General features: G+C 70.8%; 14 protein-coding genes. 10 read left to right on the top strand and 4 right to left on the bottom strand.

Features of this window, described 5'->3' with window-relative positions:
• The first annotated feature begins 89 nt into the window (after positions 1-89).
• The 5 genes from Q4V64_RS10035 to Q4V64_RS10015 all read left to right on the top strand — a co-directional run bounded on the left by Q4V64_RS10035 (position 90) and on the right by Q4V64_RS10015 (position 5,143).
• Complete coding sequence (locus Q4V64_RS10035) at positions 90-383, top strand: hypothetical protein (RefSeq protein ID WP_124443658.1); 294 nt, start codon at positions 90-92, stop codon at positions 381-383.
• Positions 384-432: 49 nt separating this feature from the next.
• Entirely contained in the window at positions 433-627 is a 195-nt protein-coding gene (locus Q4V64_RS10030; protein WP_124443659.1) for a hypothetical protein, read from the top strand.
• 261 nt (positions 628-888) lie between these two features.
• Positions 889-1,179 (top strand): Sec-independent protein translocase subunit TatA, encoded by a 291-nt coding sequence (gene tatA, locus Q4V64_RS10025; RefSeq protein ID WP_124443660.1) that lies wholly within the window; start codon positions 889-891, stop codon positions 1,177-1,179.
• Positions 1,180-1,226: 47 nt separating this feature from the next.
• Positions 1,227-2,183, top strand: a complete 957-nt coding sequence (gene tatC, locus Q4V64_RS10020) for a twin-arginine translocase subunit TatC (protein WP_124443661.1) — start codon at positions 1,227-1,229, stop codon at positions 2,181-2,183.
• 107 nt (positions 2,184-2,290) lie between these two features.
• Entirely contained in the window at positions 2,291-5,143 is a 2,853-nt protein-coding gene (locus Q4V64_RS10015) for a DEAD/DEAH box helicase (RefSeq protein ID WP_124443896.1), read from the top strand.
• Positions 5,144-5,239: 96 nt separating this feature from the next.
• Here the strand turns inward: Q4V64_RS10015 and atzF are convergent, their stop codons facing one another.
• The 4 genes from atzF to Q4V64_RS09995 are packed head-to-tail and all read right to left on the bottom strand — an operon-like array spanning position 5,240 to position 11,881.
• On the bottom strand, positions 5,240-6,895 hold the full coding sequence (gene atzF, locus Q4V64_RS10010) for an allophanate hydrolase (protein ID WP_124443897.1): 1,656 nt from the start codon (positions 6,893-6,895) through the stop codon (positions 5,240-5,242).
• A gap of 26 nt (positions 6,896-6,921) precedes the next feature.
• Entirely contained in the window at positions 6,922-10,434 is a 3,513-nt protein-coding gene (locus tag Q4V64_RS10005; protein ID WP_124443662.1) for a 5-oxoprolinase/urea amidolyase family protein, read from the bottom strand.
• The gene (locus Q4V64_RS10000; protein ID WP_124443663.1) at positions 10,431-11,060 is read right to left on the bottom strand and encodes an urea amidolyase associated protein UAAP2; all 630 of its coding nucleotides are present in this window, start codon (positions 11,058-11,060) and stop codon (positions 10,431-10,433) included. The genes Q4V64_RS10005 and Q4V64_RS10000 overlap by 4 nt, the downstream gene beginning before the upstream one ends.
• Complete coding sequence (locus Q4V64_RS09995; protein ID WP_124443664.1) at positions 11,057-11,881, bottom strand: urea amidolyase associated protein UAAP1; 825 nt, start codon at positions 11,879-11,881, stop codon at positions 11,057-11,059. The genes Q4V64_RS10000 and Q4V64_RS09995 overlap by 4 nt, the downstream gene beginning before the upstream one ends.
• A gap of 152 nt (positions 11,882-12,033) precedes the next feature.
• Here Q4V64_RS09995 and Q4V64_RS09990 point away from each other — a divergent pair, with 152 nt between their 5' ends.
• From Q4V64_RS09990 to Q4V64_RS09970, 5 genes are all read left to right on the top strand, one after another.
• Positions 12,034-12,669 (top strand): TetR/AcrR family transcriptional regulator, encoded by a 636-nt coding sequence (locus Q4V64_RS09990; RefSeq protein WP_124443665.1) that lies wholly within the window; start codon positions 12,034-12,036, stop codon positions 12,667-12,669.
• Between the two features lie 326 nt (positions 12,670-12,995).
• Positions 12,996-14,591, top strand: coding sequence for an ATP-binding protein (locus tag Q4V64_RS09985; RefSeq protein ID WP_172629475.1), 1,596 nt, complete (start codon positions 12,996-12,998; stop codon positions 14,589-14,591).
• On the top strand, positions 14,588-14,995 hold the full coding sequence (locus tag Q4V64_RS09980; protein WP_095752668.1) for a roadblock/LC7 domain-containing protein: 408 nt from the start codon (positions 14,588-14,590) through the stop codon (positions 14,993-14,995). Before Q4V64_RS09985 ends, Q4V64_RS09980 begins: the two co-directional genes overlap by 4 nt.
• A complete protein-coding gene (locus Q4V64_RS09975) occupies positions 14,992-15,420 on the top strand; it encodes a DUF742 domain-containing protein (RefSeq protein WP_124443667.1) in 429 nt (142 codons plus the stop codon). The genes Q4V64_RS09980 and Q4V64_RS09975 overlap by 4 nt, the downstream gene beginning before the upstream one ends.
• Complete coding sequence (locus Q4V64_RS09970) at positions 15,401-16,021, top strand: ATP/GTP-binding protein (protein ID WP_124443668.1); 621 nt, start codon at positions 15,401-15,403, stop codon at positions 16,019-16,021. The genes Q4V64_RS09975 and Q4V64_RS09970 overlap by 20 nt, the downstream gene beginning before the upstream one ends.
• The last annotated feature ends 6 nt before the right edge of the window (positions 16,022-16,027 follow it).

The raw sequence follows: 16,027 nt of genomic DNA, 5'->3' as shown, positions 1-16,027 counted from the left end.
GCGTCGGTGCCGAGGGGCTGAGCGCCGTCCCTTCGACTCCGGCTGTGGCGCCCCGGAGGCGAACGACCAGGAACAGAGGAGCAGGGGCTTTGAGCGAGTCGTCGACGTCTGGTGTGCGGGGGATGACGGTGGCCGCCGCGTTCGCCGGGATGAAGAGTGTGGCTCCCGTGGTGTTCCGGGCGGGCTGCCCGGACTGCCGGGGACGTTTCGAGCTCGCCGCGAGCGCCCTGCGCCTCGTCATCGGCGCCACGAGCCGTACCACCTTCTACTCCTTCACCTGCCCCGACTGCGGGGCGGCCGTCCGAAAGCCCGCCGGCGAGCGGATCGTCGAGCTGCTCACCGGGGGCGGGGTCAGCACGCTGCGGCTGCACTCGACCGTCTAGCACGACCTCCAGCACTGGCTGACCTGCCGGACGGTCTAGGCTCGGCGTCATGTTCTGGCCGATGTTCGCGGTAGCTGTGGGTTTCCTGGGTCTCGCCGTTCTCGGTGTGCTCGCCGTACGGGTCTTCCTGGAGGCGCAGCGTCTGGGCAGGCAGGTCACGGATTCCGCGCAGCGCATCAACCGCGCCGCCGAGGACTTGGAGCGCGCGTCCATGAGTGCGGCGCGTGCTGTGGACTCGCTCTGAGACCCGCTCTCCGGGGCTTGTGAGTCCTGGACGTGATGCGCTTTGGGCCACTTCGCCCTGTCACCTTGCCGGTTGCGCCAGGTACGCTGCTGGTCGCGGCCCGGAGAACGAGGCCCGGACCGCGGACCGGGAGTATGCACAGGGATTGCCACACGTTTACCCCTGAGCGTTACGATCGCTGCCAGCACGGCCGATCGGACATATGTCCGACCGATCGGACAGCACCCCACCCCAGCCGCCTCGGTGAGAAGGTAAAGACTTATGTTCGGAAGGCTCGGCGCCCCCGAGATCATTCTCATCCTCGTCGTCATCATCCTGCTGTTCGGCGCGAAGAAGCTTCCGGACATGGCGCGTTCGCTCGGCAAGTCCGCGCGCATCCTCAAGAGTGAGGCCAAGGCGATGAAGACCGAGGGCCAGGACAACGCGTCCGCTCCCGCGGCCCCGCCGCACGACGACCAGCAGCCCCCGGCTCAGCGCACGATCCAGGCCGCCCCCGGCGACGTGACGAGCTCGCGCCCGGTCACCGAGCCGACGGACACCACGAAGCGCTGACGCAGGGCCGGTGACCTCCGGCCCGCCGCACGAGATGGGAACGTGGGTTGCTGAAGTCTGCCCGCCAGCAGGAGAAGGATCCCGAGGGGCGGATGCCCCTCGCGGAGCACCTTCGTGAGCTCCGCAACCGGCTCGCGAAGGCGCTGCTGGCCATTGTCGCCGTGACGGTTGTCGCCGCCTTCTTCTACAACGACATCATCAACTTGATCACCAAGCCGATCCTCGACTCGGTCGGCTGTGACATGACCTTCGCGGAACTGGCGAAGTCCAGGTCCACCGAGCCGTGTGCCCAGATCACCATCAACGGTCTGCTCACGCCGTTCACGCTGGCGCTGAAGGTGTCGTTGATGGTCGGCGTCGTCCTGGCCTCGCCGGTGTGGCTCTACCAGCTGTGGGCCTTCGTGGCGCCCGGACTCCACCGGCACGAGAAGAAGTACGCCTACGCGTTCGTCGGCACGGGTGCCCCGCTCTTCATCGGCGGCGCCTACTTCGCCTACTCGGTGCTGCCCACCACGGCGAAGGTGCTGCTCGACTTCACGCCGGGCAACACCTCCAACCTCCTGCCGCTGGACGACCTGCTCGACCTCGTCACGCGCATGGTGCTCGTCTTCGGCCTCTCCTTCGAACTGCCCCTGCTGCTGGTCTTCCTCAACCTCACCGGGGCGATCACCGGCAAGCGGATGCTCGGCTGGTGGCGCGGCATGATCATGGGCATCACAGTGTTCGCGGCGGTCGCGACGCCGAGCACCGACCCGCTGACCATGCTGGCGCTGGCCGGACCGATCTGGATCCTGTACTTCGGCGCGGTCGTCTTCTCGCTGGTCAACGACCGGCGCAGGCGCCGCCGCGAGGCGCTGGGCCCCGACGACGACGAGGCCTCCGAGCTGGACCTCACGCCAGAGGACATCGGCGAGGTGGAGGCGGTCGAGACCGTCAGCGCCAGCCGTGCCCTGCCCGAGCAGGCGACCACGGAACGGGTCAACGGCTACGACGACGTGACCTGAGGATTCCCCCACCTGTACAGCCCCCGCGGCCGGGGCGCCCGCGTGGCGCACTCGGCCGCGTGTCGTATACACGTGGATCCCCGGTTCGGGGAATGCGGATCCGGATAATGATCGTCCCGTTGTCAGTGGGGCCCGGTACGCTCGAAAGCACGATGACAGAGGATCTCTCACCGGCCGAGCGGTACGCGGCAGCACGTAGGCGCGCTGTCGAGCAGGCCACCGCGCTCGCCTCATTCCGCGAGATGTACGACTTCGGCCTCGACCCCTTCCAGATCGAGGCCTGCCAGGCACTCGAGGCGGGCAAGGGCGTCCTGGTGGCCGCCCCCACCGGCTCCGGCAAGACGATCGTCGGCGAGTTCGCCGTCCACCTCGCCCTCCAGCAGGGCAAGAAGTGCTTCTACACGACACCCATCAAGGCACTGTCGAACCAGAAGTATGCCGACCTGTGCCGCAGGTACGGCACGGCGAAGGTGGGCCTGCTCACCGGCGACAACAGCGTCAACTCCGACGCCCCGGTGGTCGTGATGACCACAGAAGTGCTGCGGAACATGCTCTACGCGGGCTCCCAGACCCTCCTCGGCCTCGGGTACGTGGTCATGGACGAGGTGCACTACCTCTCCGACCGCTTCCGCGGAGCGGTCTGGGAAGAGGTGATCATCCACCTCCCCGAGTCCGTCACCCTCGTCTCGCTGTCGGCCACCGTGTCGAACGCCGAGGAGTTCGGCGACTGGCTCGACACCGTCCGAGGCGACACCGAGGTGATCGTCTCCGAGCACCGGCCCGTGCCGCTGTTCCAGCACGTGCTCGCCGGACGCCGGATGTACGACCTGTTCGAGGAGGGCGAGGGCCACAAGAAGGCCGTCAACCCCGATCTCTCGCGGCTGGCCCGGATGGAGGCGACCCGGCCGTCGTTCCAGGACCGCAGGCGCGGCCGCGCGATGCGCGAGGCCGACCGCGAGCGGGAACGGCGGCAGCGCTCCCGCGTGTGGACGCCCGGCCGGCCCGAGGTCATCGAGCGGCTCGACGCCGAGGGCCTGCTGCCCGCCATCACGTTCATCTTCAGCCGCGCCGCCTGCGAGGCCGCCGTACAGCAGTGCCTGTACGCGGGGCTGAGACTCAATGACGAAGAAGCGCGGGAACAGGTGCGCGCCCTCGTCGAGGAGCGCACTGCGTCCATACCGTCCGAGGACCTGCACGTCCTCGGGTACTACGAATGGCTGGAAGGCCTGGAGCGCGGTATCGCCGCCCACCACGCGGGCATGCTGCCGACGTTCAAGGAGGTCGTCGAGGAGTTGTTCGTACGCGGCCTGGTCAAGGCCGTGTTCGCGACCGAGACGCTCGCGCTGGGCATCAACATGCCCGCGCGCTCGGTGGTGTTGGAGAAGCTCGTCAAGTGGAACGGCGAGCAGCACGCCGACATCACCCCCGGCGAGTACACGCAGCTGACGGGGCGTGCGGGCCGGCGCGGAATCGACATCGAGGGCCACGCGGTGGTGCTGTGGCAGCGGGGGATGAGCCCCGAGCACCTCGCGGGACTGGCCGGGACGCGCACCTATCCGCTGCGCTCCAGCTTCAAGCCGTCGTACAACATGGCGGTCAATCTCGTCGAGCAGTTCGGGCGGCACCGCTCGCGGGAGCTGCTGGAGACGTCGTTCGCGCAGTTCCAGGCCGACAAGTCGGTCGTCGGGATCTCGCGGCAGGTGCAGCGCAACGAGGAGGGGCTGGAGGGCTACAAGGCCTCCATGACCTGCCACCTCGGCGACTTCGACGAGTACGCGCGGCTGCGCCGCGAGCTCAAGGACCGCGAGACCGAGCTGGCCCGGCAGGGCGCGGCGCAGCGGCGGGCCGAGGCCGCTGTGGCGCTGGAGAAGCTCAAGCCCGGGGATGTCATTCATGTGCCGACCGGCAAGTACGCGGGTCTGGCGCTGGTGCTGGATCCGGGCCTGCCGGCCGGGCGGTCCAACGGCCACCGCGGGTTCGAGGCCCACGACGGTCCGCGTCCGCTGGTGCTCACGGCGGAGCGGCAGGTCAAACGGCTCGCGTCGATGGACTTCCCCGTGCCCGTCGAACCGCTCGAGCGGATGCGGATCCCGAAGTCCTTCAACCCCCGGTCGCCGCAGTCCCGTCGGGACCTCGCGTCCGCCCTGCGCACCAAGGCCGGGCACGTTCCGCCGGAGCGGGCCCGCAGGAAGCGGTCCCAGGCCGCCGACGACCGGGAGATCGCCCGGCTGCGCACGGCGATCCGGGCGCATCCGTGCCACGGCTGCGACGACCGTGAGGATCACGCCCGTTGGGCCGAGCGCTACCACCGGCTGCTGCGGGACACCTCGCAGCTGGAGCGGCGCATCGAGGGGCGCACCAACACCATCGCTCGTACGTTTGACCGGATCGTGGCGCTGCTGACCGAGCTGGACTATCTGCGCGGCGACGAGGTGACGGAACACGGCAAGCGGCTCGCGCGGCTGTACGGCGAGCTGGACCTGCTGGCGAGTGAGTGTCTGCGCGCGGGCGTCTGGGAAGGGCTTGGGCCTGCTGAACTCGCCGGGTGCGTCTCGGCGTTGGTGTACGAGGCGCGGCTGAGCGACGATGCGATGGCGCCGAAGTTGCCTTCGGGGAAGGCGAAAGCCGCGCTGGGTGAGATGGTGCGGATCTGGGGCCGGCTGGATGCGCTGGAGGAGGACTTCCGGATCAGTCAGACCGAGGGGGTCGGGCAGCGGGAGCCGGATCTCGGGTTTGCCTGGGCCGCGTACATGTGGGCGTCCGGGAAGGGGCTCGACGAGGTCTTGCGCGAGGTGGAGATGCCGGCGGGGGACTTTGTGCGGTGGTGCAAGCAGGTGATTGATGTGCTGGGGCAGATCTCGGCCGCTTCTGCTGCCGAGGGCTCGACCGTGGCCAAGGCGGCGCGTAAGGCGGTTGATCAGTTGCTGCGGGGGGTTGTGGCCTACTCGTCGGTGGGGTGACGGTTCGGTGGCGGGTGCGGGTGGTGTGTGGCTGGTCGCGCCCACGCGGCGGAGCCGCATATCGACTCAGCCCCGCGCCCCTTGGCGGCCCTGTCCCTACTCAGCGTTCAAGTACGACCGCCAGCCTCCATACGCGGTGATGTCCTCCGCGTTCGTGAGAGCCGTCGGCTCGCACAGGAACCCTGGGACGCTCGTGCCGTCCGCCAGTTCCACCCTGCCCAGCGTCATCGGGCGGGGGAGTGCGGTCAGTAGGCGGCCGAGGCCATCCGCCGGGAGGCGCCAGACCTCCGTCTCTACAGGCGCCCCGCCCTCGCCGACATGGACCAGACCCGGCTTCGGCGGGTCGGTCGGCAGGGCGTGCAGGCGGTAGACCGAGGCCGTCGTGGTCGTGTGGTCGAGGCGGGCGCCCAGGGCGAGCAGCTGTGGGTTGAGCGGCTGGCCCGTGAGGTGGGCGCCGACCACCGCCAGGCGGGTCTCCGGCTGGAGCAGTGCGGCGATCCGGGCCAGGCGGTCGTCCGTGAACGCCGGGCCGATCAGCATCACGCCGAAGGGCAGGCCGTTCACCTCGCCGGACGGGACGGCGACCGCGGCGAGGTCGAAGAGGTTGGTGGAGTTGGTGAAGCGGCCCAGGCGGGCGTTGGCGCCCAGGGGGTCCGCGGCCACGTCGGCCAGGGTGGGGTGGCCGGGAGCCGTGGGCAGCAGCAGGGCGTCCGCGTCGGCCAGTTCGGCCAGGGCGCGGGTGCGCAGGGCGGCCAGGCGTTCGGTGTCGGCGTAGAGCTGGTGGGCCGGGATGTCGCGGGCGCGGGTGATGATGCCGGCGACGGTGGGGTCGAGGTCGGCGCCGCCTGCTGCTGCCTCCTTGTCGACAAAGGCACCCACCGCTGTGTAGCGCTCGGCGACGAACGCGCCCTGGTAGAGCATCGCGGCCGCCTCCGTGAAGGGCGTGAGGTCGAGGGTGCGGACCGAAGCGCCGGAGGCGATCAGCTGGGCCACCGCCGCCTCGTACGCCTCGGCCCAGCCCTCGTCCAGTTCGCCGAGCTGTTCCCGTGCCGGGACCGCTACACGCCATGGGCCCGGTGCGCGCTGGGGAAGCGGCGGGAGGTCCCGGTCGGGCGGGGACGCCATGTATGCCAGTGCCTGCTCGGCCTCCGGGAGGGTGCGGGCGAAGACCGTCACGCAGTCGAGGGAGGCGCACGCCGGGACGACGCCCGTCGTGGGGACGAGGCCGCGGGTGGGCTTCAGGCCGACGATGCCGTTGAAGGCGGCCGGGACCCGGCCGGAGCCCGCCGTGTCGGTGCCGAGGGCGAGGTCGACGATGCCCAGCGCCACGGCGACGGCCGAGCCGGAGCTGGAGCCGCCGCTGATGCGGGAGGGGTCGTGGGCGTTCCGGACGGCGCCGTAGGGGGAACGCGTGCCCACCAGGCCAGTCGCGAACTGGTCCAGGTTCGTGGTGCCGAGGACGATCGCCCCGGCGGCCCGGAGACGGGCGACCACCGGCGCGTCTGCCTCCGGGTGGTAGGCGTACGACGGGCAGCCCGCGGTGGTGGGCAGACCGGCCACGTCGATGTTGCCCTTGGCGGCGACCAGGCGGCCCGCGAGGGGGAGTGGTTCGCCCAGCGCCACGCGGGCGTCGATCGCGCGGGCCTCGGCCTCCACCTCCGACTGCGGGCGCAGGTCGATCCAGATCTCGGGGCGGCCTGTGGCCTCGACGCGGGCGTAGGCGGCGCGGACTCGGGAGAGGGTGGTGGACATGCTGGACATCGGGGGTTCCTCGACTTTCAGTTCGCGGCCGGGGCCAGGACGACCAGCGCCGTCCCCGCCTCCACCTGGTCGCCCGGCCTGGCCAGGATCTGAGCCACCACGCCGTCCATCGGCGCGTGCACCCTGGACTCCATCTTCATCGCCTCCAGGGCGAGCAGCGGCTGCCCGGCGGTGACCTCGTCGCCCGGCTCGACGTTCAACTGCCATACGGACGCGGCGAATTCGGCCTCGATCAGACGGCCGCCCGTGGGCACGGTCACCTCCGCCGCAGGAGCCGCCGGTGCGGCCGCCGCCTCGGCGCGCGTGAACTCGCCCGCCGCCTCCCACGCGTCCCGCTCCGCCGCGAAGGCCGCCTGCTGCCGGGACCTGAACTCCCCGATCGACTCGGCGTTCTCAGCGAGGAAGCCCTGGTACTCGGCGAGGGAGAAGGTGCCCTCCTCGATGCGCGGCACGAAACGCCCGGAGGTGATGTCGGCGCGCAGATCGAGGAGTTCGTCCGCGTCCACCGGATACCACCTGATGCGGTCGAAGAAGCGCAGCAGCCAGGGCGAGCCCGGCTCGAACGCGCCGCGCTGCTGCCAGCCCGACCACACCTGGGTCGTACGGCCCACGAACTGGTAGCCGCCCGGGCCCTCCATGCCGTAGACGCACAGGTACGCCCCGCCGATGCCGACCGAGTTCTCGGCCGTCCAGGTGCGGGCCGGGTTGTACTTCGTCGTCACCAGGCGGTGGCGGGGGTCGAGCGGGGTGGCCACGGGGGCGCCCAAGTACACGTCACCCAGGCCCAGGACCAGATACTCCGCGTCGAAGACCGTGCGGTGGACGTCCTCGACCGACTCCAGGCCGTTGACGCGGCGGATGAACTCGATGTTCCACGGGCACCACGGCGCGTCGTCGCGGACGCCCGCCATGTAACGGGCGATCGCCTCGCGGGTCGCCGGGTCGTCCCAGGACAGGGGGAGGTGGACCGTGCGGGAGGGGACGACCAGTTCGTCGGACGGCGGGAGGGCCGCGGTGATCTCCCGTACGGCGGCGAGGAGGTCGTGCTGCGGCAGGCGGTTCGGGTCCGTCCGGATCTGGAGGGAGCGGATGCCGGGGGTCAGGTCGGTGATCCCGTCCGGGCCCTGCTCGGCCACCGCCTCCATCAGCGCGTGGACGCGCATGCGCAGGGCCAGGTCGAGCTGCATCGGGCCGAACTCGACCAGCAGGTTGTCGTCGCCGCTGCGGCGGTACGTCACGTCGCCGTCCTGGGCGAGGATGCCGCCGTCCACGATGGCGGGCCGCCTTCCGCCCGACACATCGACCGGCACGAAGCGCACCGTGTCGCCCGGGCGCAGCTGCCCCAGCTTCCATCGCTCGGTGCTCAGAACCGTCGCCGGGCACACGAACCCGCCGAGCGACGGCCCGTCCGGGCCGAGCAGCACCGGCATGTCGCCGGTGTAGTCGACGGCGCCGACGGAGTACGGGGTGTCGTGGATGTTGGACGGGTGCAGGCCCGCCTCGCCGCCGTCGGTGCGTGCCCAGCGCGGCCTGGGGCCGACGAGCCGTATGCCTGTCCGTGCGGAGTTGAAGTGGACCTTCCAGTCGGCGGCGTAGAAGTCGTGGATGTCGTCCTCGGTGAAGAACTCCGGTGCGGCGTGCGGGCCTTCGACGGCGCCGACGTGCCACACGGCAGCGAAATCAGGGCGGTCCTCGCAAGACACCGGCGTGCCCGCGACGACCGTCCCACTGTGCAGGACGTCCCCCGTGCGCAGCGCCCGCCCGCCGTGCCCGCCGAACCGGCCCAGCGTGAAGGTGCTCGCGCTGCCCAGGAAGGCCGGAACGTCGAGCCCTCCGGCGAAGAGCACGTACGTCCGCAGGCCGTGCTCATGGGGTGCGCCGATCTCCAGTACGGCCCCCGCCGGCACCGTCACCGGCTCCCACCGCGCGACCGGCGCACCGTCCACGGTGACGAGAGCCGGCGCACCCGTCACGCACACGGTCGTGGCGTGGGTGAACTTCAAGGACGGCCCCTGGAGCGTGCACTCGAGCCCCGGCGCCCCCTCGTGGTTGCCGAGCGCCCGGTTGCCCAGCCGGAAGGACAGATCGTCCATCGGGCCGCACGGCGGCACGCCGACCTGCCAGTAGCCGGTGCGGCCCGGCCAGTCCTGGACCGTGGTGAGGGTTCCGCCGGAGACGACCTCGATGCGCGGGGTCGGATCGCTCACGGAGGCGAGCGTCGCCGTGGAGTGCGCGGCCCGCGTGAAGTCCCGGTCCGCGAGCGCCGCCCGCACCAGGCCCAGGTTCGTCTCGATGCCGTCGACCCGGGTGCGGGCCAGGGCCTCGTCCAGGCGCGCGAGGGCGTGCGCCCGGTCCGGGCCGTACGCGACGACCTTCGCGAGCATCGGGTCGTACGACGTCGTCACCTCGGTGCCCGTCTCCACCCAGCCGTCCACACGCACGCCCGGCGGGAACTCGACCCGCGTCAACAGGCCCGCGCTGGGCCGGTGTTCGCGTGAGGGATCCTCGGCGTAGAGGCGGGCCTCGACGGCGTGGCCGTGCGGTGGGCCCGGTTCGCGGACGACGTCCGTCTCGCCGAGGGCCAGGCGGATCATCCAGGCGACCAGGTCGACGCCGTAGATCTCCTCGGTGACGGGGTGCTCGACCTGGAGGCGGGTGTTGACCTCCAGGAAGTACGCCTCCTCGCGGGCGGCGTCGTAGACGAACTCGACGGTTCCGGCGGAGCGGTAGCCGACGGAGGCGCACAAGTCGCGGGCGCTGGAAGCGAGTTGCCGACGCACGTGCGTGGGCAGCCCTGGCGCGGGCGCCTCCTCCAGCACCTTCTGGTTGCGGCGCTGGAGGGAGCAGTCGCGGTCGCCGAAAGTGACGACCCGGCCCTCGCCGTCGCCGAAGACCTGCACCTCGACATGGCGGGCGTGTTCGACGAGACGCTCCAGGAAGACGCCGGCGGAGGAGAAGGAAGCGGCGGCGACGCGCTGCACCCGCTCCCAGGCCTCTGTCAGATCGTCGGCGGAACGACATGCCGACATGCCGATACCGCCGCCTCCGCCGGTGGCCTTGAGCATGACGGGGTAGCCGATGAGCGCCGCTTCGGAAAGAGCCTCCGCCACAGACGGCAACAGCCCCGTCCCCGGTGCCAGCGGCACTCCCGCCGCCTCGGCCGCCGCCCGTGCCGTGTGCTTGGCACCGAACAGGTCCAGCTGCTCGGGCGTGGGGCCCACGAACACGATCCCGGCCTCCTCGCACCGCCGCGCGAACGAGGCGTCCTCGGACAGGAAGCCGTAGCCGGGGTGGATCGCGCCCGCGCCCGTGTCCTTGGCCGCCTTCAGCACCAGGTCGGCGTCGAGGTACGACTCCTTCGCCGGCGCCGGGCCGAGCCGTACCGCCTGGTCGGCGAGCCGGACGTGGGGCGCGGAGCGATCGGCGTCGGAGTACACGGCGACCGTCCTCAGGCCCAGCTCACGGGCCGTACGGATGATCCGGACCGCGATCTCGCCCCGGTTGGCGACCAGCAGCGTGTCGAAGGTCATGCGCCCGCCTCGCTGATCGCCGCCTCGTCGATCGCCGCCTCGGTGATCGTCATCTCCACCGCCGTCGGCTCGAAGCCGTTGCACGGGTTGTTGATCTGGGGGCAGTTGGAGACCAGGACCAGCACGTCCCGTTCGGCGCGGAGCGTGAGCGACAGGCCCGGCGCCGAGAGGCCGTCCACGATGCCGAGCGTGCCGTCCTTCTCGACCGGCACGTTCATGTACCAGTTGATGTTGGAGACGAGGTCGCGCTTGCCGAGGCCGTGCTTGGCTCCCTCGGCGAGGAAGTTGTCCACGCACGCGTGCTGCGACCACGTGTGGTGGCCGTAGCGGAGGGTGTTCGACTCCTTGGAGCAGGCGCCGCCGACCGTGTCGTGCCGGCCCACGTCGTCCGCGACGACCGTCATCAGGGGAGTGTGCTCGTTCGACAGCAGCACGCTGCCCGTGGTGAGGAAGATGCCGCCCTGCGCGTGGATCGTGTCGGGGGCGCTGTAGCGCACGGACGTGTCGTGGGCGTCGTAGACGAGGAAGTCGACGGCCTGGTTGCCGTGCAGGTCGGTGATGGTGAGGGTCTCGCCGGCGCGGATCACGGACGACCAGGCGGCGCGGGCGGGAACGACGGACTTCATGAGAGCCCCCTCGCGGCAAGGAATTCGGCGGTGTTCAGGAAGGCGCGGCGGCCCTCGGGTGTGGCGTCCCACAGCGAGTCGCCGGGCCGGGTGGCCTCCGCACGCCAGGCGAGCACCTCCAGCGGGGTGCTGACGTACTCGGGGCGGGGGTCGGCCGGGTGGGGCACGTTGGCGACGAGCACCGTGACGTCCTGTTCGGCGCGCAGTGTCACGCTGCCGCCGGGGCCGGCCGAGCCGGTGAAGTCGAGGACGCCGTCCTCGCGGACCTCCACGCCCTGGAAGAAGGAGAGGGACGGCGGCAGGTCGCGGGGTTCCAGGCCGTTCTTCGCCGCGGCCAGCTTGAACAGCTCGCGCCCGGCGGGGGAGGGGCCCTGAGGGGTGCCGTCGCCGTACCGCTCGGTGTTGCGGACGAGGGTGGAGGTGCCGCAGAGGGCGTCGTGCCGGCCGGAGGTGTCGGCGACCACCGAGGCGAGCACCCGGCCCTGGTCGGACAGCAGCAACTGGCCCTCGCCCAGGTAGGCGTTCCACTGCACCTTCACCGTGTCGGCGACGTTCAGCCGCTCCCAGGGCCGGTCGGCCGCGTACAGCAGCAGATGCGCGCAGGCGTCGCCGCGCAGGTCGGTCAGGCGCAGTTCGGTTCCGCGGGCCAGCACCCGGTGCGTGTAGTTGCCGCCCGCCACCGTCTCGGCCCACACCAGGTGGCCCGCCTCGCAGGGCGGGGCCGGCCAGTTCGCGGCCGGCACGACGGGCATGGCCTCGGTGCGCGTGCCCTCCTGGGCTCGCGCATGGGCGCGGGCTCCGTACGTGGTCTCTGTCGCCATACCGGCACCTCCGGCAGTCGGTCTCTGCTAATTTCTGTCGCTCGACAGAAATTAGGGGTGGGGCAGGTCGCGGGCATTGCCGACCGGTTGCCGCTCGGTTACCGGACCCTCACCAAGATCGCCGTACGGGGCGGTGTGCGAGGATCGAACACATGGGGACAGCGGGTGGAGACCGGAGCCGGCGGGTCGGCAGGCCGCGGGCCGCGCAGCGGCCGGACAGCGGTCTCGAGCCGCGCGAGGAGCTCCTCGCGGCCGCCGCGGAGTTGTTCACCACCCTCGGCTACGCGGCCACGTCCACCCGTGCCGTCGCCGAGCGTGCCGGAATGCGCCAGGCGTCCATGTACCACTACGTCTCCGGCAAGGAGGAGCTGCTCGCCGAGCTCCTGGAGTCCACCGTCACGCCCTCGCTGGCGTACGCCCGTGAACTCCTCGCCGACGACACGGCCCCGGCCGAGGACCGGCTGTGGGAGCTGTGCCGGGCCGACGTGGAGGTGCTGTGCGGCGGGCCGCACAACCTCGGCGTCCTGTACCTGCTGCCCGAGGTGCGCGCCGAGCGGTTCGCCGGCTTCCATGCCGTACGGGCCGAACTCAAGGACGCCTACCGGCAGTTGCTCGCCGCGACGCGGTCCGGCGGCGCGCTCGCCAAGAGCGAGCTCGACCTGCGGACGGACCTGGTGTTCGGGCTGATCGAGGGAGTCATCCTCGTGCACCGCTCCGATCCCGAGCGGCCCGTGTCGGCGTTCGCGGAAGCGGCGGCGGACGCGGCCTCGCGCATCGCCGGGGTCTGAGCGGGGTAACGATCCAGAGCCCGGTTCCGGGCTTCTTCACCCGTCACGGTGAGTGGTTTTCGCATGCCTGTACGCCGAGACGCAGCGTGTGCGAATGAACCCCGAGCGTGTAAATGAGCTGAGCGTACTCGCCTCGTCCGCCCCATTTCAGGCGCTTGCTGAATATGACACGGCGATGATCCTGTCGGACTAAGCTCGCCCGCAGCGCACCGAGTTGAGATGTATTCGTGCGTTTGTTCCCGAAAATACCGAAGATCCGACAGATCCATGACGTACCCCCCTGCAAGCTCCCCCGACTCCCAGCCGATTTGTTTCAGAGGGCCCACATGGTGAGTGTTCAATCCCCTCCAGGTCGCCGTGAACTTTCCTACGCGCGCGTGTTGTTGCTGCCCGGCATAGTGATGGCCGCGGCGACCGGGGCCGCCGTCGCCGTGGTGACGGAGCCGGCCCGGGTGGCTGTCGGCTGGTGCGGCGCCGTCGCCACGCTCATGGTGATCGCGACGGCAGCCGAAACGGTGCGCCGCGGCCGCACCCTGCGGAAGGAGCGAGCGGACCACGCCCGTCACACCGCGTATCTGGAACGGCGCATCGCCGCCCACGACGACGAGATGACCCGCCTCGCGAAGGAGATCGCGCCGACCGCGCTCCACTATCTGCGCGGTGGGCATTCCCCCAGAGAGGTGATTCTCCAACTCGGCGACATGGACCCCGCCTGGCGCGACCTCCCCGAAGCCCAGGTGTCGCTGATCCGGACGGTGCTCGACATCGTCGACCAGGAAGAGACACTGCGCGACGCCACGCAGCGCTCCTTCGTCAACATCGCCCGGCGCGTCCAGGCGATCGTCCACCAGCAGGCCAATGAACTCCGCGAGATGGAGGAGGACCACGGCCGCAACCCCGAGGTCTTCGACGACCTGCTGCGCATCGACCACGGCACCGCGCTGATCGGCCGCCTCGCCGACTCCATCTCCGTGCTCGGCGGCGGCCGCCCGGGCCGCCAGTGGCCCGAGCCCGTCGCGCTGTACAGCGTGCTGCGCGGCGCCATGTCCCGGATCCTGGAGTTCGGCCGCATCGACCTGACCTCCATCGCCAAGGTCAACGTCAAGGGCACCGCCGTCGAACCCGTCATCCACGCCGCGGCCGAACTCCTCGACAACGCCACCCGCTACTCGCCGCCGCAGACCAAGGTGCACGTCACCGCCACCGAGGTGCAGACCGGCGTCGCCATCGAGATCGAGGACTCCGGCGTCAGCCTCAGCGAGGAGGCCCGCGCCCGCGCCGAGGGCATGCTGGAGCGCGCCATGGCGGGCGTCGACCTGCAGGACATCGGCGAATCCCCGCGACTGGGCCTGGCCGTCGTCGGCCGGCTCTGCCGTACGTACGACATGAAGGTCTCCCTGCGCTCCTCCGCGTACGGCGGAGTCCGTGCCGTCCTCGTCGTGCCGAGCAACATGCTCACCTCCGAGCCCGGTGTCGGACTCGCCCACGGCATCGGCGCCACGGCCTTGCCCACCCCCGAACCCGGCGCCCTCCCGGGTCCCAAGCGCAGGCCCAAGCTGCGCCGCCCCACCAGCCCCAAGTTCGTGACGCCGGTCTCCCTGGAGGACGACGTCCCCGAGGTCACCGAGTGGACCGCCAACGGTCTGCCGCAGCGCCGCAGCCGGGTCAAGACCTCGCTCACCCAGCGGTACGCCGAGCAGGCAGCCATCGAACAGGCCGAACGGGAGGGCCAGCCGACCATCTGGTCGACCGCCAAGCGCGAGCCCGAGCCCGAGCCGGAGCCCGAGGACAAGGCACCCGAACCCCCACCGGGCCTCTGGGTCCAGGCGTTCTTCGACGGACTCAAGAACCCGAGCAAATACACCCAGCCGACCAACGAAACGGCCCACGCCGAGGCCGACAACGAGGGGGACCTCAAGTGATCCAGCAGCGAGGCAACTTCGACTGGATGCTCACGGACCTCGCCAAAGGCGTACCGGGCATCCAGATGATCGTGGTGCTCTCCGCCGACGGCCTGCGCATCGCCCGCCACGGCGGCGACCCGGACACCGCCGACCGCGTCGCCGCGGCCTGCGCGGGCCTGCAGAGCCTGGCGAGCGCCGTCGCCCAGGAGATCCCGGGCAGCGACGGCGAGATGAAGATGGTCCTCATCGAGATCAACAGGGGCTACTTCTACCTGATGGCCGCGGGCCCCAACGCCTTTCTCGCGGTGCTCTCCGACGTGCGCGCCGAACCCGGCTTCATGAGCGCCCGCATGAGCGACCTGGTGGTCCGGATCGGCGCGCATCTGACCAGCCCGCCGAGGCGTAACGGGCAGAGCGTATGACTCCTCCGCAACGCAGGCGGCGCTACGCCAAGCAGGAACCGGAACCTCAGCCCCCACAGCAACCCGCGCAGGACGGGGATCAACCGCCCGAGGGCCAGAAGAAGAACCCCGAGCGGCTGTACGTGATCACCGGGCCCGACGGCGTCGAGCGCACCGAACTCGACCTGGTCACGTTAATCGTGGCGCGCGCCGACCCGCCGCGCTCCGCCACGCCCGAGCAGGCGGCGCTGCTCAGGCTGTGCACGGCCCCCCTGTCCGTGGCCGAGCTGTCGGCCTATCTGAGCCTGCCGTTCAGCGTGGTGAGCGTCCTGGTCACCGAGCTGCTGACGGCCGAACTGGTGACGGCGCGCGCCCCGATCATCCGCCAGGCGCTGGCCGACCGTTCCCTCCTCGAAGCGGTGATGCATGGACTTCAAAAGCTCTGACACCATCACGGGTCCACGTACCGAGGACCACCTTCCGCACACCGCCGAGGCCGCGGTGAAGATCGTCATCGTCGGCGGCTTCGGCGTCGGCAAGACGACCATGGTCGGCTCGGTCAGCGAGATCAAACCGCTGACCACCGAGGAGACCATGACGCAGGCCGGCGTCGGCGTCGACGACAACTACGGCTCCGAGTCCAAGACGGCCACCACCGTGGCGATGGACTTCGGCCGCATCAGCATCACCGACCAGCTCGTGCTGTACCTCTTCGGCACCCCCGGGCAGGAGCGCTTCTGGTTCCTGTGGAACGGGCTGTTCGAGGGCGCGCTCGGCGCCGTCGTGCTGATCGACACCCGCCGGCTGGAGGTCAGCTTCGACGTGATGGGCCGCCTCGAAGAGCGGGGCGTGCCCTTCGTCGTCGCCGTCAACTCCTTCCCGGACGCGCCCCGTTACCCCATCGAGGAGCTGCGCACCGCGCTCGACCTGAGCGAGGACATCCCCATCGTCGAGTGCGACGCGCGCCGCCGCGCCTCCAGCCGGGACACCCTGATGACCCTCATGCGCTTCCTGCACGGCCTCGCCATGACGGGCGCGCTGAGGTGACCGCCG

Origin of the sequence: Streptomyces sp. NL15-2K, assembly GCF_030551255.1 — a bacterium.
In the GTDB taxonomy this organism is placed as follows: domain Bacteria; phylum Actinomycetota; class Actinomycetes; order Streptomycetales; family Streptomycetaceae; genus Streptomyces.
This window is presented reverse-complemented; position numbering and strand designations above follow the sequence as displayed.